The following is a 24,254-nucleotide window of genomic DNA, read 5'->3' on the forward strand; positions in this document are numbered from 1 at the left end:
GTCTCGGCTCCACACTAGCGCTGACAAGGGATTAACAAAAATGAATAAAAATTGGGTCAGGCATAAGTAAAGACTTATAGTCAACGCATTAGCCCGCGGCCAGAGTCGGTAGAAAATGCGTAAGTCCTTGATGCGTATGACATTGCGTCAATTGCAGATCTTCAACGAAGTGTGCGATTTGCGCTCCTACAGCCGCGCTGCCGAAGAAATGTCCCTCACACAACCGGCCGTCAGCCTACAGATTCGTCAACTCGAAGAGCTGATTGGCCAACCATTATTCGATTACGTCGGCAAAAAACTCTACATGACCGAAGCGGCGGAAGCACTTCAGCGCGCCAGCCGGGACATTTTTGGCCGGCTGGAAAACCTCGACATGCAGCTCTCGGACATGCAGGGCTCGCTGCAGGGCCAATTGAAGCTGGCGGTGGAATCCAGCGCCAAATACTTCGTGCCGCACCTGTTCGCGGCGTTCAAGCGCCAGCATCCGGAAGTGAATCTGCAACTGACGGTGGTCAACCGTGGCCAGGTGATTCGCCGGCTCTCCGACAACCGCGACGATCTGGTAATCATGTCGATGGTGCCGCAGGACATGGGCCTGGAGTTCCTGCCGTTTCTGAACAACCCGATCGTCGCCGTGGCGCGGCCGGATCATCCGCTGGCGCACATGGGCCCGCTGCGCTTGCAGGATCTGGAACCTTACACCCTGCTGATCCGCGAACCCGGTTCGGGTACGCGAATGGCCTGCGAGGAGTATTTCAAGGAGAAGCGCGTGCACTTCACCCAGACCCAGGAAGTGGCGTCGGCCGAAGCCCAGCGTGAATGCGTGGTGGCGGGTCTGGGCCTGGCGCTGTTGACGCGCCACGCCCTGAACCTGGAGCTGGCGACCGGCGGCCTGGTCGAACTGCCGGTCGAAGAATTGCCGCTGTTTCGCAGCTGGTGCCTGGTGCAAGCCAAAGCCAAGCGGCTGTCACCGGTGGCGCACGCCTTCCTGGCGTTTATCCGCAGCGAACGGGTGCAGATCAGCGCGCTGGTTGAGCGCTTCGACGGGAAGCTGCCGGTGCTGCCTGCCAGTGATTGATGTCCTCGGGAAAATCGCCGATTTCTGCCTGAAGCTGGCGGAGTTCGAAGCGATCTTCGATAGCGCGGCGAAATTCCATGCGGCGCTGGTCTTCCTGCTGACGACGGGTTTTCGCGGCGCTGTTGCGTTCTTCGTAAGGCTGAGCCATTTCGAGTCTCCCAAGGCGATTACGGGAGTTTCACGATAGGCATGGTGGATGACGATTTGGCTGCGTCGGGGTTACAGGCAGATGAAGATTGCCTTCACCCCATCACGATCAGTCATCCAGCGCTTTCACCGATTTTGGCGAGAGCCGCAAGCTGCGCAGGCTGCGCTTGACGCTCTTGAGGTGGTTGACCAGGCTCGGCCCGCGCGCCATGGCCACGCCCATCGCCAGTACGTCGATCACCACCAGGTGAGCGATACGCGAAGTCAGCGGGGTGTAGATTTCGGTGTCTTCATGAACGTCGATCGCCAGGTTGACGGTCGACAGCTCGGCCAGCGGTGTCTGGCTCGGGCACAAGGTGATCAGCGACGCACCGCTCTCGCGAACGAGGTTGGCGGTGATCAGCAGGTCTTTGGAGCGGCCGGACTGGGAAATGCAGATCGCCACGTCAGTCGGCTTCAGCGTCACCGCCGACATCGCCTGCATGTGCGGGTCGGAATATGCCGCCGCCGTCAGCAGCAGACGGAAGAATTTGTGCTGCGCATCCGCCGCCACCGCGCCCGACGCACCAAAACCGTAGAACTCGACGCGCTGGGCCTGGGACATCAGCGTCACCGCCCGTTGCAGCTCCAGAGGATCGAGCTTCTCGCGAACCTCCATCAGCGTGTGCAACGTGGTGTCGAAAATCTTCAGGCTGTAGTCGGCAACGGAATCGTCTTCATGGATCGCGAACTGACCGAAGCTGGCGCCGGCCGCGAGGCTTTGCGCGAGCTTGAGTTTCAGATCCTGAAAACCGGAACAACCGATGGCCCGGCAGAAGCGCACGATGGTCGGCTCGCTGATGCCGACGCTGTGGGCCAGGTCGGCCATGGAACTGTGCATCACTGCCGCAGGGTCAAGCAGCACGTGGTCGGCGACCTTGAGCTCCGACTTGCGTAACAGGTGACGTGACTGGGCGATGTGTTGCAGCAGATTCAAGGGGCTGGACTCTTGTTATGGAAAGATGTGCTTTGGCCAGATGCCGGGGATGTAGCAAGTTTGTAGTTATACTACATGAATCGGCTTTTTGCCTGCTCAATGCGTAACTCGATCCCCCCGGATCAGGCGACATGCGCTGCATGTAGCCCTCTACAGCGGTTTTTCCTGTTCACGCAGCAATGCGGCAAGGCCGACCGCCTCCACCGGACGGCTGATCAGATAGCCCTGCACCTCGTCGCAACCTTCAGTTTTCAGAAACGCCAACTGCTCGGATCGCTCGACACCTTCTGCGACAACTTTCAGTGACAGCCCATGAGCCATCGCAATGATCGCCCGAGTGATCGCCGCGTCTTCGCTGCCCTCGCCCAACCCGCGAATAAAGGCCTGATCGATCTTCACGTAGTCCACCGGAATCCGCTTCAGATAGCTCAGTGATGAATAACCGGTGCCGAAATCGTCGATGGCCAGCTTCACCCCCAGATCCCGCAACTGCTGGAACGTGGCGATGATGTGTTCGACGCTGTCGAGCAGCTGGCTTTCGGTCAGTTCCAGTTCGAGGTAGTGCGGCGCCAGGCCGGTTTCCTCCAGCACCTGGCGCACCAGACTGACCAGTTTGCCCTGGCGCAGTTGATGAACCGACAGGTTCACCGAAACCCGGATCGGCGCCAGCCCCTGACGCTGCCATTCGCACGCCTGCCAGCAGGCCTGGCGCAGGACGAATTCGCCGATCGGCCCGATCAGCCCCGTCTCCTCCGCCAGACCGATGAAATCCCCCGGCGGTACCCGGCCCATGGTCGGGTGATCCCAGCGCACCAGCGCTTCCGCCGCGTTGAGACGACCGGTCGCCAGACACAGTTTCGGTTGATAGAAGACGTTGAGCTGCTTTTCCTCGATGGCTTTGCGCAGCTGGTTTTCCAGTTGCAGGCGCTCCAGCGTGCTGGCCTGCAGACTGTCGGTATAAAACTGGAAGTTGTTGCCGCCCAGGTGCTTGGCATGTTGCATGGCCATGTTCGACTGGCTGACCAGCGCGGAAATCTCCCGGGCGTTGTCCGGCAGCATGCTGATGCCCATCGAAGCACTTACTACCAATTCGTGCCCTTCCACGGTCAACGGCAGTCGCAGCTTGGTCGACAGCCGCGTGGCGACCCGCGCCAGGCTCGAGAGGTTGCCGTAGGCGTCGAACAGCACTGCGAACTCGTCGCCGGACAGCCGGGCGATGGTGTCGGCTTCCGGCAAGGCGTTGACCAGCCGCCGAGACATCTTTTGCAGCAACTGGTCGGCGATCTCGTGGCCGAGGCTGTCGTTGAGCAGCTTGAAGCGATCCAGATTGATGTGCAGCAGCGCCAGACTCCGGCGCCCGCCCTGCCGCACGCGCTGATGGGCTTCGTGCAGGCGTTCGCGGAACAATGAGCGATTGGCCAGGCCGGTGAGTTCGTCGTAGTGGGTCAGGTAGCGCATTCGCTCTTCGGATTCACGGCGCGCCGACAGATCGGCGAAGAAGCCGACGATATGGCTCACATTTCCCCGACTGTCGCGTACGGCATTCAATTGCAGCCACTGAGGATACAGCTCGCCGTTCTTGCGGGTTTCCACCAGTTCGCCCTGCCAGCTGCCGTGCTGTTCCAGCGCGTGGCGGATCGCGACGTAGTGCCGGCGGGCGTCGCGGCTGCACGGCAATTCGACGACGTTGCGCCCGAGCATGTCGTCGATGTCATACCCGGTGACCCGGCTGAAGGCCTGATTGATGGCGATCAGCGAATAATTCGGGTCGAGGATCACGATGCCTTCGCTGGCAGCCTCGAACACCGTCGCCGCCAGTTGTTGCTGGGCTTCCAGGCTTTTGCTGACACTAATGTCGCGGCGGGTGCCGACCATGCGGATGACCCGCCCGTTCTCGTCGCGCTCCACCGCTCGCCCACGGTCTTCGATCCAGACCCAGTGACCGTCGCCGTGGCGCACGCGGTATTCGATCTGATAATCCTCGGTGCGCCCCTTCAAGTGCTCGATCAACGCCCTTTTGAGCGGCGGCACATCTTCCGGGTGCAGGCGTGGCCGCAGGTGCCTGAGCAGCCCGGTGACGTATTCCGGGTCAAGGCCAAACAACTCCTGAATCTGCGTGTGGTGAACTTCGTCGGTCTGCAGGTTCCAGTCCCACAGCCCCAGCTCACTGGCTTTCAACGCCAGGGCCAGGCGCGCCTCGCTCTTGCTCAGGGCCTGGTTGGCGACGTCCAGTTCCCGGCTGCGCTGGGCGACCCGGTCTTCCAGCTCGACCTGCGCCTCGCGCAACTTGCCCTCGGCGCAGCGCCGGTGCTCGATTTCCTTCGCCAGCTCCTGATTGAGCTGTTCGCTGCGGGTTTGCGTTTGTTGCAGGTGCTCGATCAGGTGCTGATTCTGGAAGCGCCGCAGCAAACCACGATCGATCAGCCGATTGACCTGCCACGCCACCACGCTCAGGGAGCCGAGCAGGATCAGCCCGAGCCAGCCCCAGCCGCGCGCCAGTTCGTCACCGCCCCAGAACAGGTAGCCGATGGCCGGCAGCAGGCATGGCAAGGTAAAGGAAAGGAATGCCGGAATACTCACGGCGTAAGCCACGCTGGCCGACAGGGTCGCGGCACCAATCAGGCCGAACACCCAGGCCTGCTGCATGAAGTTGTCGGCGGGGACCAGAGCGATGCCGGCGCCAGCGAGGGTCAGGCCGGTCATGGTCGAGCCGAGCAGGAACATCCGCCCCCAGATCGGCTGGGCCTGGCGATCAGGAATCGCCGAATCGAACGCGGCGACCTGAATCACCCGCAACGCCACCAGCGACAGCAGCCACACCAGCCAGACGCTGACCACGAAGTAACGCTGCGGGCTCCAGAGCAGACCGGCGCAGACCAGACCATTGATCAACATGAACAGGGTGGGCAACAGCGAACCCTGGTAAAGAAGGCGCGTGCGCTCGACCGCCATCTGGGTGGCGTAATGCTTGCGGATTACCCGGGGTTCCACAGAGGGGCCCGACAGGTCGAAGCTGAGGGTCATAGGCAACGTTCTTGTTCTTATAAGTGTGAGCATGCGCCCGGAAACGTGGACGGAGCATACACAAGCCGAACCACTTGCCAAACTGCCCCAGATCATAATTTCACCGAAACTTTTCCGCCGCTCGTCACCCGCCAAAGCCCCGACGCCAGGCGGGCCAACGCCTGTAGCCGGTGACCGACCGGTCGTCACGGGCGGCACTTTCATCGGCTAATGCAAAGCTCGGTTTGCCCGGGCCTGCGGCGCACCCTAGAATGCCCCGATGCGCGATGATCTCTCCCTTCTGCTGAACTCCCTCAACGATGCCCAACGCCAGGCCGTAGCGGCTCCCGTTGGTCGTCAATTGGTCCTGGCCGGTGCCGGCTCCGGCAAAACCCGAGTGCTGGTGCACCGTATCGCCTGGTTGATCCAGGTCGAAAACGCCTCGCCCCACTCGATCCTGTCGGTGACCTTCACCAATAAAGCCGCTGCCGAGATGCGTCACCGCATCGAGCAATTGCTGGGCATCAACCCGGCCGGCATGTGGGTCGGCACCTTCCACGGCCTGGCGCACCGCCTGTTGCGGGCGCACTGGCAGGAGGCCGGGCTGAGCCAGACCTTCCAGATTCTCGACAGCGATGACCAGCAACGGCTGGTCAAGCGGGTGATCCGCGAGCTGGGGCTGGACGAGCAACGCTGGCCGGCCCGTCAGGCCCAGTGGTTCATCAACGGGCAGAAAGACGAAGGTCTGCGTCCGCAACACATTCAAGCCAGCGGCGATCTGTTCCTGGCCACCATGCGCGGCATTTATGAAGCGTACGAGGCGGCGTGCCAGCGCGCCGGCGTCATCGACTTCTCCGAACTGCTGCTGCGCGCCCTCGACCTGTGGCGCGACCACCCGGGCCTGCTGGCGCACTACCAGAAGCGTTTCCGACACATTCTGGTGGACGAATTCCAGGACACCAACGCCGTGCAGTACGCCTGGTTGCGTCTGCTGGGCAAGGGCGGCGACAGCCTGATGGTGGTCGGCGACGACGACCAGTCGATCTACGGCTGGCGCGGCGCGAAAATCGAGAACATCCACCAATACTCTTCCGACTTCCCGGATTCGGTGACCATCCGTCTGGAGCAGAACTACCGCTCCACGGCCGGCATCCTGAAAGCCGCCAACGCCTTGATCGCCAATAACACCGGACGTCTCGGCAAAGAGCTGTGGACCGATGGCGGCGACGGCGAAGCGATCAACCTCTACGCCGCCTTCAACGAACACGATGAAGCACGCTACGTTGTCGAAACCATCGAAAGCGCGCTGAAAACCGGCCTGGCTCGCAGCGATATCGCGATTCTCTACCGCTCCAATGCCCAATCGCGCGTTCTGGAAGAAGCGTTGCTGCGTGAACGCATTCCGTACCGCATCTATGGCGGCCAGCGATTCTTCGAGCGGGCGGAAATCAAGAACGCCATGGCTTACCTGCGTTTGCTGGAAGGTCGTGGCAACGATGCGGCGCTGGAGCGGGTGATCAACGTCCCGGCTCGCGGCATCGGCGAGAAAACCGTCGAAGCGATTCGCGACCATGCCCGTCACAGCGATGTGTCGATGTGGGAAGCCATGCGCCAGCTGGTGGCCAACAAAGGCCTGACCGGTCGCGCCGCCGGTGCGCTGGGCGCGTTTATCGAACTGATCGAAAACCTCGCCGCCAAGTGCGCCGAGATGCCGTTGCACCTGATGACCCAGACCGTCATCGAGCAATCCGGACTGATTGCCTACCACGAAGCGGAAAAAGGCGAGAAAGGCCAGGCCCGGGTGGAAAACCTTGAGGAACTGGTCAGCGCCGCGCGCAACTTCGAGAACACCGAAGAAGACGAAGAGCTGACGCCACTGGCGGCGTTCCTAGGTCACGCTTCGCTGGAGGCCGGCGACACCCAGGCCGACGAACACGAAGACAGCATTCAGCTGATGACCCTGCACAGCGCCAAGGGCCTGGAATTCCCTTACGTGTTCCTGGTGGGCATGGAAGAAGGCCTGTTCCCGCACAAGATGAGCCTGGAAGAACCGGGGCGCCTTGAGGAGGAGCGGCGACTGGCCTATGTCGGCATTACCCGGGCGATGCAGAATCTGGTGATGACCTATGCTGAAACCCGACGCCTGTACGGCAGCGAAACCTACAACAAGGTGTCGCGTTTCGTACGGGAAGTACCGAAAGGCCTGATTCAGGAAGTACGCCTGTCCAACAGCGTCAGCCGGCCGTTCGGCGGCAACCAGTCGATGGGGGGCAGCAACCTGTTCAGCGGCAGCGAGATTCCGGAAACCGGCCTGAGCCTTGGCCAGGCTGTCCGTCACTCAATCTTCGGCGACGGCGTGATCCTCAACTTCGAAGGCGCCGGCGCCCAGGCCCGGGTGCAGGTGAACTTCGCCGAAGGCAGCAAGTGGCTGATGCTCGGGTACGCGAAGCTGGAAGCCATTTAGGGGCAGCCCGTCGTTGCTCATCGTTCCCACGCTCTGCGTGGGAATGCATCCCGTGACGCTCTGCGTCACTGTGGACGCGGAGCGTCCATGGCGGCGTTACCACGCAGAGCGTGGGAACGATCGGACACGAACACTGGAGGCAACATCCATGGGCTCGGGCTTCTTTTCTTCCTGGACGTTCTGGGCCCTGCTCTCGGCCACCTTCGCCGCGCTGACGGCCATCTTCGCCAAGATCGGCATCGAAAACGTCAACTCCGACTTCGCTACCCTGCTGCGCACAATCGTCGTATTGGTCAGTCTAGCCTTGATTTTGTACGCAACGGGCCAATATCAGTCCTTGGGATCGATCTCCGCCAAGAGCTACCTGTTTCTGCTGTTGTCGGGCCTGGGTACCGGTGCTTCGTGGCTGTGCTACTTCCGGGCGTTGAAAGTCGGCCCGGCATCGCTGGTCGCCCCGGTGGACAAGCTCAGCGTGGTCTTCGTGGCGGTGCTCGGTGTGATCCTGCTGGGCGAGAAACTCGACCTGCGCCAGTGGGGCGGTATCGGCCTTATCACTGCCGGCGTGGTGATGCTGGCTTTTCGGCGCTGATCCATTTCCTGCTGAACCTATCTCCTTTTCCTACAGACAAAAGTACATGGCCTTATTGCCCCGACCGAGCTGAACGTAACCTGTCAGGCAAAAGCCCGAAACACTCTCTCGCTAGCCAGTAACACTTCAGCTGTGCAACATGGCGCGCGTGTCTCCACAAACGGGAATTCCCTTTATGAAACGTTTTCTTAGCATCGCCATGGCGTTGTGCATCGGCCTGACGATGAGCCTCGACGCCAACGCCAAGCGCTTTGGTGGTGGCAAAAGCGCCGGCGCTGCGCCGACGCACCAGACCAGCCAGATGGCTCCTTCTTCTCCAGGCATGGGCGGCGCTGCGGCGACCGCTGGTGCCGCGGGCGCTGCGGCCAAGGCCGGCGGTGCTTCGAAATGGCTCGGCCCTCTGGCCGGCATCGCGGCCGGTGGCCTGCTCGCTTCCATGTTCATGGGCGGCGGCTTCGAAGGCATGCAGTTCTTCGACATCCTGATCATGGCCGTGATCGCGTTCGTGATCTTCCGCTTCATCGCCGCCCGTCGTCGCAAGCAGCAGGAGCAGTTCGCTCCGGCCGGCGCGCCGATGCAGCGTGAAGTGTTCGAACAGAAGCCAGCAGCCATGGGTTCGATCTTCGGTGGTTCGGCCGCACCTGCTGCCGCCCGTCCGGTGATCAATGCACCGGCCTGGTTCAACGAACAGCGCTTCCTTGAAGCCGCCCGCAGCCACTTCCAGGCGCTGCAGCAGCACTGGGACGCCAACGAAATGGACAAGATCGCCGAGTTCGTGACCCCGCAAATGTTCGAGTTCCTCAAACGCGAGCGCGCGGAACTGGGTGATGCGTTCCAGTCCACCTACATCGACAACCTCCAGGTACAACTGGATGGCGTGGATGATCGTGCGGACAAGACCATCGCCACCCTGACCTTCAACGGCGTGTCGAAGACCTCGCGTTTCGACCAGCAGGGCGAAGTGTTCAGCGAAAGCTGGAACATGGAACGTCCACAGGGCGACAACCAGCCTTGGCTGGTCGCCGGTATCCGCCAGAACGGCTGATCACCTCCGACGTTTTACCCGCAGTAATGAAAACCCCGGCCTCGGCCGGGGTTTTCTATTTCGCGGTTGCATCTATAGCGAGCTACTGTATAAACCGCCCCATATAAACCGCGCCATTCAAGCAAGAGGATCCCGGACGTGGAAGAAATCATCGAACAACTGCGCGAAGCCAACGAACCCGTACCGGTTCCCCTGGAGTTGCCCGACGAAGACCAGTTGGTGGAAATCGAAGAAGAGCTCTTCATCAACATCCCGTTCGTCTTCAAAGAGTTTCTGCTGACCGTCAGCGACGTGGTTTACGGCAGTCTGGAGCCGGTGACCGTCACCGACCCGCAATCCCACACCTACCTGCCGGACGTCGCCGCCAATGCCTGGGATGCCGGCGTGCCGCGCGACCTGATCCCGATCTGCCAGGACGGTGACGACTACTACTGCGTCGAAGAAGACGGCACCGTGGTGCTGTGGTCGGGCGAAGAAGAACTGATCACCGAAGAGTCCTGGGAATCGGTCTGGCACTGGGCGCGGGACGTCTGGCTGGAAAGCTGAAACGCCCCGCACCATGGGTGGTCAGTGCCCCGACGGCTCCTTGTGGTTGTCGAGGGTTTCCAGCAGGGCCACCTGCATCCGCGTGTGCACCCGGATGAACCAGCGCCAGAGCAGCGCCGCCACGGCGGCCGCGACTACGGCGATCAGCACCAGCAACTTGTTGGTCGGCAAGATACTGGCCGACAAGGCTGCCAACAGCAGGAAAATCACCAGCAGCGAGATAATCGGGATCACTTCGGCGATCACCCGGCGCACTCGCTGTGTGTGACGCCCGGCCATTTCCGGCTTCACGCCCATCTCCGCCAACAGCATCGACAGCGCCTTGAGCTTCCGATAGGCCGCGATCAGGAACGGCAACGACACCAGCAGCGCCCCGCCCCAGATCAACGCCTTCTGCCAGCTCGGATCGCTGATCCAGTCCTGCATCCAGATCGAGAGGCGCCCGGCAAAGAAAGCGCCGGCAAAGAAGATCGCGATCACCAGCGCCAGATTGACCCCGACCTGCAGCAGAATCCGCCGGATCATGGACACCAGCATCGCGCCCTCACCCTGCGGCTGAATGCTGCGCAGCCACTCGCCGTACATCCCGAACACTCGACCGAGGCGCTGCGGCATCGCGGCAGACAGCTTGATCGACAGCGGATCGGCAGCCCGGATCAGGTACGGCGTCAGCAACGTGGTAATCACCGAAACCGCCACGGCCACCGGATACAGGAAGTTGCTGGTGACCTGGAGGGTCATCCCCAGCGCCGCGATGATGAAGGAGAATTCGCCAATCTGCGAAAGCCCCATCCCGACCCGCAGTGAGGTTCGTCCGTCATTCCCTGCGATAAACGCCCCGAGGCCACAGGACAGCATCTTGCCCAGCACCACGGCGACCGTGATCACCGCAATCGGCCACGCGTATTGCAGAAGAATCATCGGATCGAGCATCAGGCCGATGGCGACGAAGAAGATCGCACTGAACAGGTCGCGAACCGGCTCGATCAGGCGCTCGATTTTCAGCAGTTGCCGCGACTCGGCCATGATCGCGCCGATCAGGAACGCCCCGAGCACCATGCTGTACTCGAGTTTGACCACCAGCAGGCAGAAGCCGAAACACAGGCCCAGCACGGTGATCAGCAGCATCTCGTTGCTTTCGAATTTTGCCACGTAGGCCAACAGTCGCGGCACCAACAGAATGCCGACAACCAAGGCGACGATCATGAACAGTGAGAGCTTGCCGACGGTAGAAAACACTTCGCCGGAACTCACCGTGCCGCTGACAGCGATGCTCGACAGCAAGGCGATGATGCCGATGCCGAGAATGTCCTCGACGATCAGCACGCCGAAGATCAACTGGGCGAAGCGCTCGTTTTTCATCTTCAGGTCGTTGAGCGCCTTGACGATGATGGTGGTCGAGGAAATCGCCAGGATCGCGCCGAGGAACAGCGAATCCATGGTGTTCCAGTCGAACCAGCGGCCGATTTCGTAGCCGATCCAGATCATCAGCACGATTTCGAGGAACGCTGCGATGAAGGCCGTGGCGCCGACCTTGAACAACTTGCGCAGGCTGAACTCCAGGCCCAGGCAGAACATCAGGAAAATCACTCCCAGCTCGGCGAGGGTCTTGATGGTTTCTTCGTCGTGGATCAGGCCGAAGGGCGGTGTGTGCGGGCCGATGATGAAGCCGGCGACGATGTAGCCGAGCACTACCGGCTGCTTGAAGCGGTGAAACAGCACGGTCACCACACCTGCGACCAACATGATCACCGCCAGATCCTGAATAAAGCTGATGGCATGCATGGTGTGGGCTCCTTGAATGACGAGGCTCACGCAGGCATGGGAAATGTCTGGGCGAGCTGAGTAAAAATCCGCTTTGGGTGTAGGAATCGCCCTTGGGGTGGGCTTTTGCAGGGTAACACCGCGACTTCCGGCTGAAAGGCGGTGCAATATATGGAAACAGATCGATTCGGGCGTGACGGCGGCCAGTTGCCTGGCGTCCCGATAACGGTGCTTTTGAAAAGCGACCAGGCACCCGCAGAGGTGTTTCTTCCAGCAACCCTGCCTTGACCCGTGAGAACGTTATGGAACCCGGAAACGCCCAGCTGTCGATGACGGTACTGATGACCCCCGACATGGCCAACTTCTCTGGCAATGTCCACGGCGGCACCCTGCTCAAATACCTCGACGAAGTGGCCTACGCCTGCGCCAGCCGTTATGCCGGCCGCTACGTGGTGACCCTGTCGGTGGATCAGGTAATTTTCCGCGAGCCGATCCACGTCGGCGAACTGGTGACTTTCCTGGCGTCGGTGAACTACACCGGCAACACCTCGATGGAAGTCGGTATCAAAGTGGTGACCGAGAACATCCGCGAGCGCTCGGTGCGCCACACCAACAGCTGCTTCTTCACCATGGTCGCGGTGGACGATCAGCGCAAACCCGCCGCCGTACCGCCGCTGCAACCGCAGAACAGCGAAGACAAGCGCCGCTACATGCAGGCGCAGCAACGCCGGCAGATCCGTCAGGAGCTGGAAAAGCGCTATCAGGAAATCAAGGGCGACGCCTGATCAGCCCTTCGATCTATGGCGCTCTGCAGATAGCTTTCGCGAGCAAGCCCGCTCCCACATTTGGAATGCGTTCCTCCTGTGGGAGCGGGCTTGCTCGCGAATGGGGCAACTCGGTCTTACAGACTGATCGGCGTGGCTTCGAACTTCACCCGCGGATGCGCAATCCGGTCCTGCGCTCGCACCAGCTGCAGCTCGTAACTTGCGCAAGCCTGGGTTTCCAGCAGCACTTCATGCACCGCTGCTGCGGTGAATTCAAACGCTGCCACCAGGCTATCCCCGAGCAGCACGCGCGCCAGGAACAGACCTGACGTCAGATCGCCCACCCCCACCGGCTGACGCGGAAACGCCAGCAGCGGACGCCGCAGATGCCAGCTGCCATCGGCCGTCACCAGCAACATTTCAAAGCCATCCGCCGGTTTGCCCGGATAATCCAGATGTTTGACCAGCACCGCTTTCGGGCCACGTGCCAGAAGCGCCCGCGCCATCGCCAGGCAATCGAACAGCGACTGCGGCTTGCGCCCGGAGAAGCTGTCCAGCTCCAACTGGTTCGGGCACATGAAGTCCGCAACAGCGGCGGCCTCTTCCAGCAGGAAATCACTGACCTCGGCGGGAACGCTGCAACCCTTTTCCGGATGCCCCATTACCGGGTCGCACAGATAAAGGGCTTTCGGGTTGACCGCCTTGATCCGCTCGATGCCACTGAGAATCGCCCGGCCCTGCGCCGCACTGCCGAGATAACCGGACAGCACCGCATCGCAATTGCCCAGCTCACCGATGGCGGCGATGCCTTCGACCAGTTCCGGGATCCGGTGCGGCGCCAGCACTTCGCCGGCCCACTGGCCGTACTGCGTGTGGTTGGAGAACTGCACCGTATTGAGCGGCCAGACATTCACCCCGACCCGCTGCATCGGAAAAACCGCAGCGCTGTTGCCGGCGTGGCCGAACACCACATGGGACTGGATGGCGAGCAGATGAGGCGTACGTTTCATTCGGGTTTTTCCGTAAAACGATTGAAATTCAAGCCGCGCAGTATGCGACGAAACGCAGCCTGTACGACAGACCGGCGACGCAGTTAAGCTGACGCCATCATTTGGAGTTTCGTGTTGATGCTCACCCTGGAAAACATTTTCGTGCTGATGCTGTTCGCCGTCGCCGGTGCGTGGCTCTGGCACAACCACGGCTTGCGCGAGCGGGCGCTGGAGCGGGTCAAACAGCATTGCGTGAATGTCGGCGTCGAGTTGCTCGACGGTAACGTGGCGCTGAAGAAGATCGGCTTGATCAAGGACGCCAGCGGTCGGCGACGTCTGGCCCGGGTCTACAATTTCGAATTCACCGTGACCGGCGAAACCCGGCACAACGGCACCATCACCCAGTTCGGTGCGCACAGCGCGCAGATTGAGCTGGCGCCCTACCCGGCGCCATTTGATGACACGCCGCCCGTGGTGGAAGTGACCAAGCCGCGTGGTGAAGTGATCGAGCTGAGCCAGTGGCGTCAGGAACATACCAAGTGGAAGCCTTGAGTCAGCTCGTCTGAAGCCGACACCGGGCCAGTCCGGCCTGTAATTCACTGACTGCCTGCGGTTCGTCGAAAATCAGCTCGATCCGGGAATCCTTGCGCCATTCACTGGGCAGCCAGCTGAGCTCGGCATTGTCCAGCGCATTGGCTGACTGCCAGCCGTCCGGGCTGTGAATCACCAGTTTGGCCCGGCGCCAGTTCAGGCTTTTCAGCCATTGGGTTATCCCCGATACGTCGAACACTTGGCTCGGATGCCAGCGCCAACCGATGCTCCAGCCACCCTCCTGAGCCTGACTCAGGCAGATCGGCAATGCCGGATCGCTCCAGATGGCCGGCATCTGCGCCAGCCCCTGAGGCACAACCAACTTATCCGCACCTGCTTGCGCCTGCACCGCCAGACCCGGCAACTCGCTGAGCGGCAACATCGCTTGTTGCGTCCAGATCAGCCGGACAGGCGGCAACTGTCGGGTGATTCGCTCACGCGTGGGCTCGTCGAGGTTTTCCGCCTTGTTCAACAGCAGCAGGCCTGAGCTGGACAAAGCTTCCTGCTGCGCGTCCGGCAGCGGTTTGCCCGCGGCGAGGGCCTGGGCGTCCAGCACCAGCACGCAAGGTTGTACGGCGAGTACGCCTTGCCACGGCGCCTCTTTCAGTTGCTTCAGCAGCTGCGCCGGATGCCCAAGCCCCGAGGGCTCGATGAACAGGCGATCCGGCCGCGCCTTGCGCAATAAACGCCCCAGACCAATCTGGAACGGCGCACCGTTCACGCAACACAAACAGCCCCCGGCCACTTCGCCCAGTGCGATACCATCGGCGTCGCAGGTCAACAGCGCAGCGTCGAGCCCGATCTGACCGAACTCGTTGATCAGCACCGCCCAGCGCTCGCCCGCCGGTCGCTGGGCCATGAGCTGGCGGATCAGGCTGGTCTTGCCCGCGCCCAAGGGGCCGGCGATGACGTGGGTGGGAATGTTCTGCAACATGATCAAGGTTTTCTGGAGGTCGAAGATGCGGTGGATGGGATGGTCGTTGCTGCTGACGCTGGTGTCGGGCGAGGCATTGGCACAGGCCTGCGTGGTGCACAGTCAGGCAGAGCGGCTCGACGTGAAGGTCTGCCAGCAGAACCGCAACATCCCGGAAAAACTGTTCAACGACGGCTTCTGCCAGCCGACCCTGGCCGGGCAGAAAGTCGAGGTTCAATACGTCAACCAGTGCCCCGCCGGCGCATTCGGTGTGTGCAGCAACGCGCAAGTCGCCAATATGCCTTATCGCCAGGATATCCACTATTACGGCGTGGCCACCGATGCGGCGTATTTGCAGCCCTACTGCGAGGCCCAGAGCCAGGGGAAATGGCTCAAGCCCTGAGGCGCTATCCGAGCCAGTCGAGGGTCAGCATCAGCCGCCGCTCTCCCGGCGCCGGTTGCGGCGAGCGATGGATCAGCCCGAAACCTTCGTTGCCGTGCCATTTTTCGCCCTTGAGCAATGCCACTTCGCCCCGATTCAATTGCTGAATCCGTGACGCTTCCTGCGGCTCGGCTTGCGGCTTTCCCAGTTGCCGACGATCCATCTGCCCTTCCCTTAACCATTCACTGCCGACACCTGCGTATGTCGTGATCAACCGCACCGGCACATGATCGACGTGAAAACGCGGACACATGGCCTTGTCCAGCACCCGCAGGCGCAAGCCGATCCGTCGCGCCCCCAGCAGGCAGGCGAAGGCACTGACCAGCCATTTCAGGTCGGCGATAAATCCTTCGTAGCCTTCCAGATCGCGAAAGCCGCTGGCCAGTCCCGTGAGATCCGGTTCTGCGTCTTCGTCCGGCAATTCCAGGCACAGCGCCTCGGCGTAAGGCTCGTTCAGAGACAACAATAAGTCCGCGAATTCGGCAATGTGCAGCGGAAGCTGTCGTTGCCAGACCGCAAGGTTGGTCTCGTCGTCAAGAATGTCCGCCAGTGCCTGCGGGGTCTGGCCGAAAGACTGATGGCGCGTGCTGCCTGACAGCGGTTTCAGGGCGAGCATCAGGCCACCTCGTCGTGCCAGGAACCAAAAGGATCGCGCAGCTGTAACCAGCCTTGAGTACCGAGCGCCATTTCGGCATCGGTCAGCAGGCAATCATCGAGTTCCGACGACAGCTGTGCGAAATCGATGTTCTGCCCGATAAACACCAGCTCCTGGCGACAATCGCCTACGCTGGCGATCCAGTTTTCCATGATCGCGGCGGTACTTTCCTGATCCTGTGGCCACTGTTCTTTTGGCACGAAGCGCCACCAGCGCCCGGCGAAACCGTGGCGCATCAGGCCACCTGCCTGAGACCAGCTACCGGCGTCGGTGGGTTTGCTGGCCAGCCAGAAGAAGCCCTTGGAGCGCAGCAATTTGCCGTTAACCCAAGGACGATCGATGAAGTCGAAGAAGCGCTGTGGATGAAAAGGCCGGCGCGCCCGATAGGCCGTGGAAGCGATGCCGTACTCTTCGGTTTCCGGCACATGTTCCCCACGCAGTTCCTGCAGCCAGCCCGGGGCCTGGGCGGCCTTTTCGAAGTCGAAACGACCGGTATTGAGAATTTTCTCCAGCGGCACTTCACCCATGACCATCGGGATGATCTCGGCCTGAGCGTTGAGGCGTCTGAGAATGGCCATCAGCTCTTCCCGCTCGCGGCTGCTGATCAGGTCGATCTTGCTGATCAACAGGACGTCGGCGAACTCGATTTGCTCGATCAGCAGATCGGTGATCGAGCGCTCATCTTCTTCACCGAGGAATTCGCCACGGGACGCGAGGTTTTCAGCGGCCTGGTAGTCCGGCAGGAAGTTCATGCCGTCGACTACAGTGACCATGGTGTCGAGCCGAGCGATGTCGGCGAGGCTTTGCCCCTGCTCATCACGGAAAGTGAATGTCTCGGCCACGGGTAACGGCTCGGAGATTCCCGTGGATTCGATCAGCAGGTAATCGAAGCGGCCTTCACGTGCCAGCTGGCTGACCTCTTCAAGCAGGTCTTCGCGTAACGTACAGCAGATACAGCCGTTGCTCATTTCCACGAGCTTCTCTTCTGCACGGTTCAGGCTGACATCACGCTGGACTTCGCTGCCATCGATGTTGATTTCGCTCATATCGTTAACGATAACGGCGACGCGCAGATCATCTCTGTTACGTAGTACGTAATTCAAAAGTGTACTTTTTCCGGCGCCGAGAAAGCCGGACAAAACGGTCACGGGAAGTCGGGAAGACATTGGATAAACCTCATCAGACGGTCGCTAAACAGCGCTGGAGGCTCTCGGGGCGAGCGTTCTTGGGTTTCGATGGGATCACCAGGGAAACGGACGCTTGAAAAGGAAGCCACGGAAAGCCTTGTCCGATTAATGTTATAGTATAACAACAAAATCAATCCACTCTCTTCTTGCCCAAAGTGACAAAGGGCCGGAAGCTGCAATCAGTTCGTCGCCGAGTTACGTCATGAAAACTGCGCTGAAATACTCGCTTATCTGCCTTGCATTGCTGACGCTGAAGGCCGAAGCACAGGTGCCGGGGCTCGCCAATTGCACGCGCAGCGCGAACCTGTTGGCGTGCATCGATGGCAACGGCAACGCCTATAGCGTCAACACGGTCGGCAGCACGATTTACCTGCGCGGATTCGAGAAAGCAGGCAACCGCTACTGGGCACAAACCAACAGCCGCTACGGCCAACTGACATTCTTCACCGGCATCGCTTCCGATGGGGAAGCCTGGGTTGGCTACAATCGCCGCGTGGGATGGACGACGATCAATCGGTTCTCCAGCTCAGGCGGCAGCAGTGCGAAGTTCACCTGCAGCCGGATCACTGGCTGCTAAACCCGCGATCCTTTCTGCTCTTGTTGCCATGCCATATAGCTGTCGACAGGTGGATTCTTCTGGAAATAGCGCTGCAAGCCCTCAAACAAACCGTCTGCCACGGCCTGCTGATGACGCGCCGTCACCAGGCGCTGACTGTCTCGTGCGTTGGAAATGAACCCGGTTTCCACCAGGATTGACGGCACATCCGGCGATTTCAGAACGGCAAATCCAGCCTGTTCCACGCGCTTTTGGTGCAGCGTGGTGATGCCGGCCAGGCTGCCCAGCACTGTGCTTCCGAGTTGCAAACTGGCGGCGATGGTTGCGTTCATCGACATGTCGAGGATCACGCCAGCGAGCATCGGATCTTTGTCCTTGAGATTGAGCAGGCTGGTGGCGCCAAGCAGATCCACACCGTTCTCACGCTGCGCCATGAACCGCGCGGTCGCGGATGTTGCGCCGCCTTCGGACAGGCAATACACCGACGCGCCAGAGGCGGTCAGACGCGGCGCAGCATCGGCGTGCACCGAGATAAACATGTCGGCCTTGTGCTGACGCGCGATCTCCACACGCTTGCGTAACGGGACGAAGAAATCGTCGTTACGAACCAGCTTCACATCAAAGCCTTTCTCTCGTTTAAGCCGACGCGCGAGCAATTGCGCGATGGACAAAACCACATCCTTTTCGCGCTCGCCTTTGGCGCCAATTGCCCCCGGATCTTTTCCGCCATGACCAGGGTCGACCACCACCATGATGTCGCGCTTGGGGTGAGATTTTTCCTGGGGTGTTTCACGTGGAACGCTCGCCGGGAGCCCTGCTGAAGCAGTCATCAAGTCCAAAACCAGGCGATGCCCTTGCCCATCCTGAGGCGCCAACAAGAATGAATTGAGCTGAACCGGTCTGCTTAGATCCAGCACGATCCGGGTGTTCCCTTGGCCAAAGTACCCTGAGCGGATCGAATGAATAGGGGTGCCGGATAACGCCAACTGGCTGAAATCCCCACTCAGGCTGGCCCCACTCAAATCGATAATCAATCGCTCCGGCGCACTCAAGGTGAAGGTCTTGTAACTCACGGGACCACTCAGATCGAACACCAGCCGAAGCTTGTCATCCGAACGCCAAAGCCGCGCATTGCGTATCTGCGTGGCGGACACCGAAAAAGGCAAAACAAAGGCCGCGCTGGCCAGCATCAGGTTGAGCAAGTGGCGTCTGTACATATGAAAGCCTGTTCATGAAAAAGGCATCGTGGTTTGAATTGTTATAATGTAACATCAAATTCAATCACCATGATGGAACTGCTCATGAACGCGCTGACTTTGCCGGATGTCGCGGCTCAAGCCGCCCGCCAGGCCCTGCCTCTCGAATGGGTGGGGATGTGCGGCATCGCATTACCTGTGTTTATCGAAGGCCAACGACTGGCTGCCAAAGCGGATGCAGGCGTCAGTCTGGATGACGGAGACGCACGCGGCATTCACATGTCGCGGCTCTATCTGGGGCTGGAAGCGCTGGAGCAGCAGAATCTTTCTCCCGCTCTTTTGCGCCGAGTTTTGCAGCGTTTTCTCGACAGCCACGAAGATCTGTCCGAAGCCGCTTACCTGAATATCCACACTGATTTGTTGCTGAGAAGGCCCGCGTTGGTCAGTCCTTTGGCAGGATGGAAAACCTATCCCGTCACTGTTTCAGCCCAGCTAAAAAACAAAGTGTTCCACGTGGAACTGAAAATCGACGTCGCGTATTCCTCGACTTGCCCATGTTCTGCAGCATTAGCGAGGCAGTTGATCCAGCAACAATTCATCGACGACTTTGCCAACAAACCGCTGCAACACGCCGATGTGTTGGCGTGGTTGGGCTCGACCCAAGGCATCGTGGCCACACCTCACAGCCAGCGCAGTACCGCCCAGTTACATTTGCACCTGGATGAATTCGTCGACGAACTACCCCTGACGTCCATCATCAACGACGCCGAAGCTGCCCTCGGCACCGCCGTGCAAACCGCTGTGAAACGCGCCGACGAACAAGCCTTCGCCCTCGCCAATGGCCAGAACCTGATGTTCTGCGAAGACGCTGCCCGACGCCTGAACCTGGCACTGCGTCGCTCACCCGGTGTCAGCGAATTCCACGTACGAGTCATCCACGCCGAAAGCCTTCATGCTCACGACGCCGTCGCCGAGAGTCATTGGCGCCGGGAGCAGCCATGATTCGCTGCCACAACCTGAGCTGGGGGATACCCGGCCAACCACTCACTGCACCGCTCAACCTGAGATTGGAAAGTGGCAGCCTGACGGCAATCATCGGCGTCAACGGCAGCGGCAAAAGCAGCCTGCTCAAAGTCATCGCCGGTTTACAGCGACCGCTGGCCGGCAAGGTCGAGTTGGGTGTTCCACGCCAAAGCGGCTTGTCCTTTCTGCCTCAGCAACAGCATCTGGATCGACAGTTCCCGATCAGCCTTCAGGAATTAGTGGCGGCCGGATTCTGGGGACGCCGACTGTCATCGCAACTGAGAGCCCAACGTCTCGAATCCGCACTGGAAGACTGGCACCTGAGCGGACTGGAACATCGTCCCCTGATGGCCCTCTCCGGCGGAGAACTGCAACGCGCCCTGCTCGCCCGATTGAGTCTGGCCGACACACCGTTGCTGCTGCTCGACGAACCCCATGCCGCGCTCGACGAACTGGGTCAGACATTGTTGTGGCAACACCTGCACGCCTGGCACGAACAAGGACGAACCCTGATCGTGGTTTGCCATGACCTCGCCGCCGTGCGCCAACACATTCCACAGACCTTGCTGATCAAACCCAGCGGCTGTGCATACGGCAGCAGCGTCGATCTCATTCAGCAAACGCCTCACACGCAGGTAGCCTGATGCTGACGCTCAGCCATTTATGGCAACCGTTCCACGAGTTCGTCTTCATGCGCCGGGCCCTGCTCGGCGGTCTGGTATTGGCGTGCAGCACGGCACCACTGGGCGTGTTTCTGATCCTGCGCCGAATGAGTCTGATCGGTGACGCCGTCGCCCACGGCATCCTTCCCGGTGCCGCGTTGGGGTTCTGGTTCGCCGGGCTGAGTCTGCCGGCGCTGACTCTCGGCGGGCTCGGTGCCGGCCTGAGCATGGCCGGACTCGCCGCGTGGATCACCCGACGCACCGGCCTGCGCGAAGACGCCAGCCTCGCCGCGATCTATCCCATCTCGCTGGCCAGCGGCGTGCTGATTCTGGGAATCGCCGGCAAGCGACTGGATTTGCTGCACCTCCTGTTCGGCTCTGCCTTGGCGGTGGACGGCCCGACCCTCAACGGCATGTTGTGGGTATCGGCGCTCAGCCTGATGGCCATGGCGCTGATCTATAAACCGTTGCTGCTCGACACCCTCGATCCGTTCTTCCTGCGCACAGTCAGCCGACTCGGCCCCGTCGCCCATGGCGTGTTCCTGACGCTGGTGGTGCTCAATCTGGTGATCGGCTTCCAGGCGATCGGCGCCTTGATGGTAGTCGGCCTGATGATGTTGCCCGCCGCCGCTTCACGCTTCTGGAGCCGACGCCTGCCGATCCTGATTGCCATCGCCGCGCTCATCGGTTGCGCCTCGGTATGGCTCGGCCTGTTGCTGTCGTTCTACTACTCGCTGCCCAGCGGCCCGGCCATCGTGCTGGTCGCCGGCGCCGGCTATTTGCTGTCCGTGGTGTTCGGACCGGTTCACGGTCTGTTGCGCCGCCCGCCTTTGCTCACATCCCAATGAGGTGTTTCCCGATGCGCGCTCTACTCGTGCTGTTCAGCCTGCTGCTGTCGATGTCGTTATCGGCGGCGGAAAAACTGCCGGTGGTCACCAGCTTCAGCATCCTTGCCGACATGGTGCATCAGGTCGGCGGCGAGCATATCCAGATCACTAACATGGTCGGCCCTGACGCCGATGCCCATACTTACGAACCGACGCCGGATGACGCCAAGGCCCTGCTCAAGGCGAAGCTGATCATCAAGAACGGGCTGGGTTTCGAACCCTGGCTGGATCGGCTGGTTGCCAGCACCGACACCAGAGCCCCGGTTATCAGCGCCAGCCGCGGCGTGATTCCGCGCTCGCTGGATGAGGACGGCGAAACCGTTCCCGACCCTCACGCCTGGCACAACCTGGCGAACGCCGAGCTGTACGTCGCCAACATCACCAAGGCGCTGATCGCCGCCGATCCGGCAAACAAAGCCGACTACGAGCGCAACAGCCAGGCCTACCTGAAACAGATCTACGCCCTCCTCGCCCAAGCGAAAGCCAAGCTCGGTTCACTGCCGCCGGGCAACCGCAAGATCGTTACCAGCCACGACGCCTTCGGTTATCTCGGTCAGGCCTACGGCATCGACTTCATGGCGCCACAAGGTCTGTCCACCGAACGCGAATCTTCCGCTGCCGAAGTCGCCGCGCTGATCACCCAGATTCGCCAGGCCAAGGTCAAAGCGGTGTTCATGGAAAACATCAAGGACGCGCGCCTGCTGAAACAGATCGCGGACGAAAGCGGCGCACACATCGGCGGCACGCTGTACTCCGATGCCCTCGCCGCCAGCGGTCCGGCCAGTACCTTCACCGGGCTGTTCAAATACAACCTCAACACTCTTTACCAAGCCCTGAGCCAACCATGATCCGTAAAAATCCTTCCGGTGATTTGCCGCAGATTGCCGAGTCTGCCTACGTCGATAAAACCGCGATCATCTGCGGCAAAGTGGTGATCGGGGAAAACGTGTTCGTCGGCCCGTATGCGGTGATCCGCGCCGATGAAGTGGACGCCACGGGCGAGATGGAGCCGATCACCATCGGCGCCAATTCGAACATCCAGGACGGCGTGGTGATCCACTCCAAATCCGGCGCGGCGGTGACCATCGGCGAATTCAGCTCCATCGCCCACCGCTCGATCGTGCATGGCCCGTGCACGGTCGGCGACCGGGTTTTCATCGGCTTCAACAGCGTGCTATTCAACTGTGTTGTAGGGAACGGTTGCGTGGTGCGGCACAACTCGGTGGTCGACGGTCGGGATCTGCCGGACGCGTTCTACGTGCCCTCCACCACCCGCATCGGCCCGGGCACCGACCTCTCGCAATTCCCGCCGGTGAGCGTCAGCGCTTCGGAGTTTTCCGAAGACGTGGCGCGTACCAACGTCGACCTGGTGCGCGGCTACAAAGCCCTGCAGAACGAATTCTGAACCATGAGCAGTGTGCTGATTCGCAATGCGCGGCTGGTGAACGAGGGGCGTGAGTTCGACGCCGATCTGTTGGTCAGCAACGGGCGCATCGTCAAGATCGCCGGTAGCATCGAAGGTGAAAACGCAACCCGTGAAATCGACGCCAACGGCCAATGGCTGCTGCCGGGAATGATTGACGACCAGGTGCATTTCCGTGAGCCGGGTGCGCCGGCCAAAGGCAGCATCCACACTGAGTCCCGTGCAGCCGTGGCCGGGGGCATCACCAGTTTCATGGACATGCCCAACACCAACCCCGCCACTCTGACCCTTGATGCGCTGGCCGACAAAAAACGCCGGGCAGCGATCAATTCGGTGGCCAACTACGGTTTTCACTTTGGCGTCAGTCACGACAATCTGGACACGGTCGCGGCACTCAATCCGAGCGAGGTGGCCGGGGTCAAAGTGTTCATGGGCGCGTCCACCGGCAACATGCTGGTGGACGACCCGGACACCCTTGAGCGCCTGTTCGCTGAAGTGCCGACGATTCTACTGGCCCACTGTGAACACACGCCGAGCATCGAGGCGAATGCCGCGAACCTGCGCGAACGCTTCGGCAACCAACTGCCACCCGATGCCCATGCGCTGATCCGCAATGCCGACGCCTGCTTTCGCTCATCGTCCCTGGCGGTGGATCTGGCCAGACGTCACGGCACTCGTCTGCACGTCCTGCACCTGACCACGGCCCGCGAGCTGGCCCTGTTCGAAGACAAGCCGCTGTCGCAAAAACGCATCACTGCCGAAGTCTGCCTGCATCACTTGCTGTTTGATGACCGTGACTATCCGAACCTCGGCAACCTGATCAAATGCAATCCGGCGATCAAGTCCCAAGCCGATCGTGACGCTCTGCGCCAGGCACTGCTGAGCAATCGACTGGACGTGATCGGCAGCGATCACGCACCGCACACCTGGGCGGAAAAACAGCAAGCGTATGAACAGGCACCGTCGGGACTGCCACTGGTGCAGCACGCACTGCCGGCGTTACTGGAACTGGTGGCGGATGGCGTGCTGCCGATCACTACGCTGGTGGCGAAGACCAGTCACCGGGTGGCGGATCTGTTTGCCATTCCGGATCGCGGATATTTGCGTGAGGGGTACTGGGCGGATCTGGTGTTGATTCAACCGGAGCCCAAGGGTGTCGCGGTGTCACGCCAACCCGTTCTATCGCAATGCGGCTGGACGCCGTTCGCTCAGCGCAGCTTTCGGCATCGGGTCAGCACGACGATGGTGTCGGGCCAGATCGCGTGGCATGACCAACGGATCCATGACAATTGCCAGGGATTGCCGCTGCGGTTCATGCGCTGAAAAAAAACCGCCTCCACTCGATGTGGAGGCG

At 60.9% G+C, this 24,254-nt stretch carries 24 protein-coding genes; 15 read left to right on the forward strand and 9 right to left on the reverse strand.

Annotation, left to right across the window (positions count from 1 at the left end):
- The first annotated feature begins 115 nt into the window (after positions 1-115).
- Positions 116-1,078: a LysR family transcriptional regulator gene (locus LOY31_RS29005; protein ID WP_258712635.1), complete on the forward strand. Its 963-nt coding sequence runs from the start codon at positions 116-118 to the stop codon at positions 1,076-1,078.
- Here LOY31_RS29005 and LOY31_RS29010 read toward each other — a convergent pair.
- From LOY31_RS29010 to LOY31_RS29020, 3 genes are all read right to left on the reverse strand, one after another.
- The gene (locus LOY31_RS29010) at positions 1,020-1,226 is read right to left on the reverse strand and encodes a PA3496 family putative envelope integrity protein (protein WP_007954251.1); all 207 of its coding nucleotides are present in this window, start codon (positions 1,224-1,226) and stop codon (positions 1,020-1,022) included. The genes LOY31_RS29005 and LOY31_RS29010 overlap by 59 nt on opposite strands.
- Positions 1,227-1,334: 108 nt before the next feature.
- Positions 1,335-2,201, reverse strand: coding sequence for a transcriptional regulator HexR (gene hexR / locus LOY31_RS29015; RefSeq protein WP_007954250.1), 867 nt, complete (start codon positions 2,199-2,201; stop codon positions 1,335-1,337).
- Positions 2,202-2,351: 150 nt separating this feature from the next.
- Complete coding sequence (locus LOY31_RS29020; protein ID WP_007954249.1) at positions 2,352-5,225, reverse strand: bifunctional diguanylate cyclase/phosphodiesterase; 2,874 nt, start codon at positions 5,223-5,225, stop codon at positions 2,352-2,354.
- A gap of 259 nt (positions 5,226-5,484) precedes the next feature.
- Here LOY31_RS29020 and uvrD point away from each other — a divergent pair, with 259 nt between their 5' ends.
- The 4 genes from uvrD to LOY31_RS29040 all read left to right on the forward strand — a co-directional run bounded on the left by uvrD (position 5,485) and on the right by LOY31_RS29040 (position 9,848).
- Entirely contained in the window at positions 5,485-7,668 is a 2,184-nt protein-coding gene (uvrD, locus tag LOY31_RS29025; RefSeq protein WP_007954248.1) for a DNA helicase II, read from the forward strand.
- 148 nt (positions 7,669-7,816) lie between these two features.
- The gene (locus LOY31_RS29030; protein ID WP_085606235.1) at positions 7,817-8,257 is read left to right on the forward strand and encodes an EamA family transporter; all 441 of its coding nucleotides are present in this window, start codon (positions 7,817-7,819) and stop codon (positions 8,255-8,257) included.
- Between the two features lie 175 nt (positions 8,258-8,432).
- Positions 8,433-9,302 carry a Tim44 domain-containing protein gene (locus tag LOY31_RS29035; RefSeq protein WP_085606237.1) on the forward strand — a complete coding sequence of 290 codons (870 nt, stop codon included), beginning with the start codon at positions 8,433-8,435 and terminating at the stop codon, positions 9,300-9,302.
- A gap of 138 nt (positions 9,303-9,440) precedes the next feature.
- Positions 9,441-9,848, forward strand: a complete 408-nt coding sequence (locus tag LOY31_RS29040) for an SMI1/KNR4 family protein (RefSeq protein ID WP_007954245.1) — start codon at positions 9,441-9,443, stop codon at positions 9,846-9,848.
- 21 nt (positions 9,849-9,869) lie between these two features.
- On the opposite strand, the gene LOY31_RS29045 is transcribed toward LOY31_RS29040, so the two are convergent.
- Complete coding sequence (locus LOY31_RS29045) at positions 9,870-11,633, reverse strand: cation:proton antiporter (protein WP_221534003.1); 1,764 nt, start codon at positions 11,631-11,633, stop codon at positions 9,870-9,872.
- 281 nt (positions 11,634-11,914) lie between these two features.
- On the opposite strand from LOY31_RS29045, the gene LOY31_RS29050 reads away from it, so the two are divergent.
- A complete protein-coding gene (locus tag LOY31_RS29050) occupies positions 11,915-12,397 on the forward strand; it encodes an acyl-CoA thioesterase (RefSeq protein ID WP_003229693.1) in 483 nt (160 codons plus the stop codon).
- A gap of 116 nt (positions 12,398-12,513) precedes the next feature.
- On the opposite strand, the gene pdxY is transcribed toward LOY31_RS29050, so the two are convergent.
- Entirely contained in the window at positions 12,514-13,386 is an 873-nt protein-coding gene (gene pdxY, locus LOY31_RS29055; RefSeq protein ID WP_085606240.1) for a pyridoxal kinase PdxY, read from the reverse strand.
- A 117-nt stretch (positions 13,387-13,503) separates the two neighbouring features.
- Here pdxY and LOY31_RS29060 point away from each other — a divergent pair, with 117 nt between their 5' ends.
- Positions 13,504-13,917, forward strand: a complete 414-nt coding sequence (locus LOY31_RS29060) for a DUF3301 domain-containing protein (protein ID WP_007954242.1) — start codon at positions 13,504-13,506, stop codon at positions 13,915-13,917.
- Position 13,918: 1 nt separating this feature from the next.
- Here LOY31_RS29060 and LOY31_RS29065 read toward each other — a convergent pair whose 3' ends face one another.
- The gene (locus tag LOY31_RS29065) at positions 13,919-14,890 is read right to left on the reverse strand and encodes a GTP-binding protein (protein ID WP_221535506.1); all 972 of its coding nucleotides are present in this window, start codon (positions 14,888-14,890) and stop codon (positions 13,919-13,921) included.
- A gap of 25 nt (positions 14,891-14,915) precedes the next feature.
- On the opposite strand from LOY31_RS29065, the gene LOY31_RS29070 reads away from it, so the two are divergent.
- Positions 14,916-15,272 (forward strand): NADH:ubiquinone oxidoreductase, encoded by a 357-nt coding sequence (locus tag LOY31_RS29070; protein ID WP_085606244.1) that lies wholly within the window; start codon positions 14,916-14,918, stop codon positions 15,270-15,272.
- A gap of 4 nt (positions 15,273-15,276) precedes the next feature.
- On the opposite strand, the gene LOY31_RS29075 is transcribed toward LOY31_RS29070, so the two are convergent.
- Both LOY31_RS29075 and zigA read right to left on the reverse strand, forming a co-directional pair.
- A complete protein-coding gene (locus LOY31_RS29075; protein ID WP_221535505.1) occupies positions 15,277-15,927 on the reverse strand; it encodes a DUF1826 domain-containing protein in 651 nt (216 codons plus the stop codon).
- Positions 15,927-17,132, reverse strand: a complete 1,206-nt coding sequence (zigA, locus tag LOY31_RS29080) for a zinc metallochaperone GTPase ZigA (protein WP_085606248.1) — start codon at positions 17,130-17,132, stop codon at positions 15,927-15,929. The genes LOY31_RS29075 and zigA overlap by 1 nt, the downstream gene beginning before the upstream one ends.
- Before the next feature lie 223 nt (positions 17,133-17,355).
- Between zigA and LOY31_RS29085 the strand changes: the two genes are divergently transcribed.
- Positions 17,356-17,730 carry a glutamine synthetase gene (locus tag LOY31_RS29085; protein WP_085606250.1) on the forward strand — a complete coding sequence of 125 codons (375 nt, stop codon included), beginning with the start codon at positions 17,356-17,358 and terminating at the stop codon, positions 17,728-17,730.
- Here the strand turns inward: LOY31_RS29085 and LOY31_RS29090 are convergent.
- On the reverse strand, positions 17,727-18,926 hold the full coding sequence (locus LOY31_RS29090; protein WP_221535504.1) for an N-acetylmuramoyl-L-alanine amidase: 1,200 nt from the start codon (positions 18,924-18,926) through the stop codon (positions 17,727-17,729). The genes LOY31_RS29085 and LOY31_RS29090 overlap by 4 nt on opposite strands.
- Positions 18,927-19,010: 84 nt before the next feature.
- On the opposite strand from LOY31_RS29090, the gene folE2 reads away from it, so the two are divergent.
- From folE2 to LOY31_RS29120, 6 genes are read left to right on the forward strand one after another with little or no spacing between them, the layout of a single operon-like run.
- A complete protein-coding gene (gene folE2 / locus LOY31_RS29095; protein ID WP_221535503.1) occupies positions 19,011-19,907 on the forward strand; it encodes a GTP cyclohydrolase FolE2 in 897 nt (298 codons plus the stop codon).
- Entirely contained in the window at positions 19,904-20,572 is a 669-nt protein-coding gene (locus LOY31_RS29100; protein ID WP_085606256.1) for a metal ABC transporter ATP-binding protein, read from the forward strand. Before folE2 ends, LOY31_RS29100 begins: the two co-directional genes overlap by 4 nt.
- Entirely contained in the window at positions 20,572-21,438 is an 867-nt protein-coding gene (locus LOY31_RS29105) for a metal ABC transporter permease (RefSeq protein ID WP_085606258.1), read from the forward strand. The genes LOY31_RS29100 and LOY31_RS29105 overlap by 1 nt, the downstream gene beginning before the upstream one ends.
- An 11-nt stretch (positions 21,439-21,449) precedes the next feature.
- The gene (locus LOY31_RS29110) at positions 21,450-22,325 is read left to right on the forward strand and encodes a metal ABC transporter substrate-binding protein (RefSeq protein WP_258712637.1); all 876 of its coding nucleotides are present in this window, start codon (positions 21,450-21,452) and stop codon (positions 22,323-22,325) included.
- Positions 22,322-22,882: a carbonate dehydratase gene (locus tag LOY31_RS29115; protein WP_011336655.1), complete on the forward strand. Its 561-nt coding sequence runs from the start codon at positions 22,322-22,324 to the stop codon at positions 22,880-22,882. The genes LOY31_RS29110 and LOY31_RS29115 overlap by 4 nt, the downstream gene beginning before the upstream one ends.
- 3 nt (positions 22,883-22,885) lie before the next feature.
- The gene (locus tag LOY31_RS29120) at positions 22,886-24,223 is read left to right on the forward strand and encodes a dihydroorotase (RefSeq protein WP_258712638.1); all 1,338 of its coding nucleotides are present in this window, start codon (positions 22,886-22,888) and stop codon (positions 24,221-24,223) included.
- Positions 24,224-24,254: the final 31 nt, after the last annotated feature.

The organism is Pseudomonas sp. B21-021 (assembly GCF_024749205.1).
Lineage (GTDB): Bacteria > Pseudomonadota > Gammaproteobacteria > Pseudomonadales > Pseudomonadaceae > Aquipseudomonas > Aquipseudomonas paraglycinae.

What these genes read in the sequence shown, in the direction of transcription:
- LOY31_RS29005 (WP_258712635.1), top strand. Translation starts at nt 116, where the DNA reads ATGCGTAAGTCCTTGATGCGTATGACATTGCGTCAATTGCAGATCTTC.
- LOY31_RS29020 (WP_007954249.1), bottom strand. Translation starts at nt 5,225, where the DNA reads ATGACCCTCAGCTTCGACCTGTCGGGCCCCTCTGTGGAACCCCGGGTA.
- LOY31_RS29065 (WP_221535506.1), bottom strand. Translation starts at nt 14,890, where the DNA reads ATGTTGCAGAACATTCCCACCCACGTCATCGCCGGCCCCTTGGGCGCG.
- LOY31_RS29110 (WP_258712637.1), top strand. Translation starts at nt 21,450, where the DNA reads ATGCGCGCTCTACTCGTGCTGTTCAGCCTGCTGCTGTCGATGTCGTTA.
- folE2 (WP_221535503.1), top strand. Translation starts at nt 19,011, where the DNA reads ATGAACGCGCTGACTTTGCCGGATGTCGCGGCTCAAGCCGCCCGCCAG.
- LOY31_RS29115 (WP_011336655.1), top strand. Translation starts at nt 22,322, where the DNA reads ATGATCCGTAAAAATCCTTCCGGTGATTTGCCGCAGATTGCCGAGTCT.
- LOY31_RS29010 (WP_007954251.1), bottom strand. Translation starts at nt 1,226, where the DNA reads ATGGCTCAGCCTTACGAAGAACGCAACAGCGCCGCGAAAACCCGTCGT.
- LOY31_RS29060 (WP_007954242.1), top strand. Translation starts at nt 13,504, where the DNA reads ATGCTCACCCTGGAAAACATTTTCGTGCTGATGCTGTTCGCCGTCGCC.
- LOY31_RS29085 (WP_085606250.1), top strand. Translation starts at nt 17,356, where the DNA reads ATGAAAACTGCGCTGAAATACTCGCTTATCTGCCTTGCATTGCTGACG.
- LOY31_RS29050 (WP_003229693.1), top strand. Translation starts at nt 11,915, where the DNA reads ATGGAACCCGGAAACGCCCAGCTGTCGATGACGGTACTGATGACCCCC.
- LOY31_RS29035 (WP_085606237.1), top strand. Translation starts at nt 8,433, where the DNA reads ATGAAACGTTTTCTTAGCATCGCCATGGCGTTGTGCATCGGCCTGACG.
- LOY31_RS29075 (WP_221535505.1), bottom strand. Translation starts at nt 15,927, where the DNA reads ATGCTCGCCCTGAAACCGCTGTCAGGCAGCACGCGCCATCAGTCTTTC.
- LOY31_RS29070 (WP_085606244.1), top strand. Translation starts at nt 14,916, where the DNA reads ATGCGGTGGATGGGATGGTCGTTGCTGCTGACGCTGGTGTCGGGCGAG.
- LOY31_RS29105 (WP_085606258.1), top strand. Translation starts at nt 20,572, where the DNA reads ATGCTGACGCTCAGCCATTTATGGCAACCGTTCCACGAGTTCGTCTTC.
- LOY31_RS29030 (WP_085606235.1), top strand. Translation starts at nt 7,817, where the DNA reads ATGGGCTCGGGCTTCTTTTCTTCCTGGACGTTCTGGGCCCTGCTCTCG.
- LOY31_RS29100 (WP_085606256.1), top strand. Translation starts at nt 19,904, where the DNA reads ATGATTCGCTGCCACAACCTGAGCTGGGGGATACCCGGCCAACCACTC.
- LOY31_RS29120 (WP_258712638.1), top strand. Translation starts at nt 22,886, where the DNA reads ATGAGCAGTGTGCTGATTCGCAATGCGCGGCTGGTGAACGAGGGGCGT.
- uvrD (WP_007954248.1), top strand. Translation starts at nt 5,485, where the DNA reads ATGCGCGATGATCTCTCCCTTCTGCTGAACTCCCTCAACGATGCCCAA.
- zigA (WP_085606248.1), bottom strand. Translation starts at nt 17,132, where the DNA reads ATGTCTTCCCGACTTCCCGTGACCGTTTTGTCCGGCTTTCTCGGCGCC.
- pdxY (WP_085606240.1), bottom strand. Translation starts at nt 13,386, where the DNA reads ATGAAACGTACGCCTCATCTGCTCGCCATCCAGTCCCATGTGGTGTTC.
- LOY31_RS29090 (WP_221535504.1), bottom strand. Translation starts at nt 18,926, where the DNA reads ATGTACAGACGCCACTTGCTCAACCTGATGCTGGCCAGCGCGGCCTTT.
- LOY31_RS29045 (WP_221534003.1), bottom strand. Translation starts at nt 11,633, where the DNA reads ATGCATGCCATCAGCTTTATTCAGGATCTGGCGGTGATCATGTTGGTC.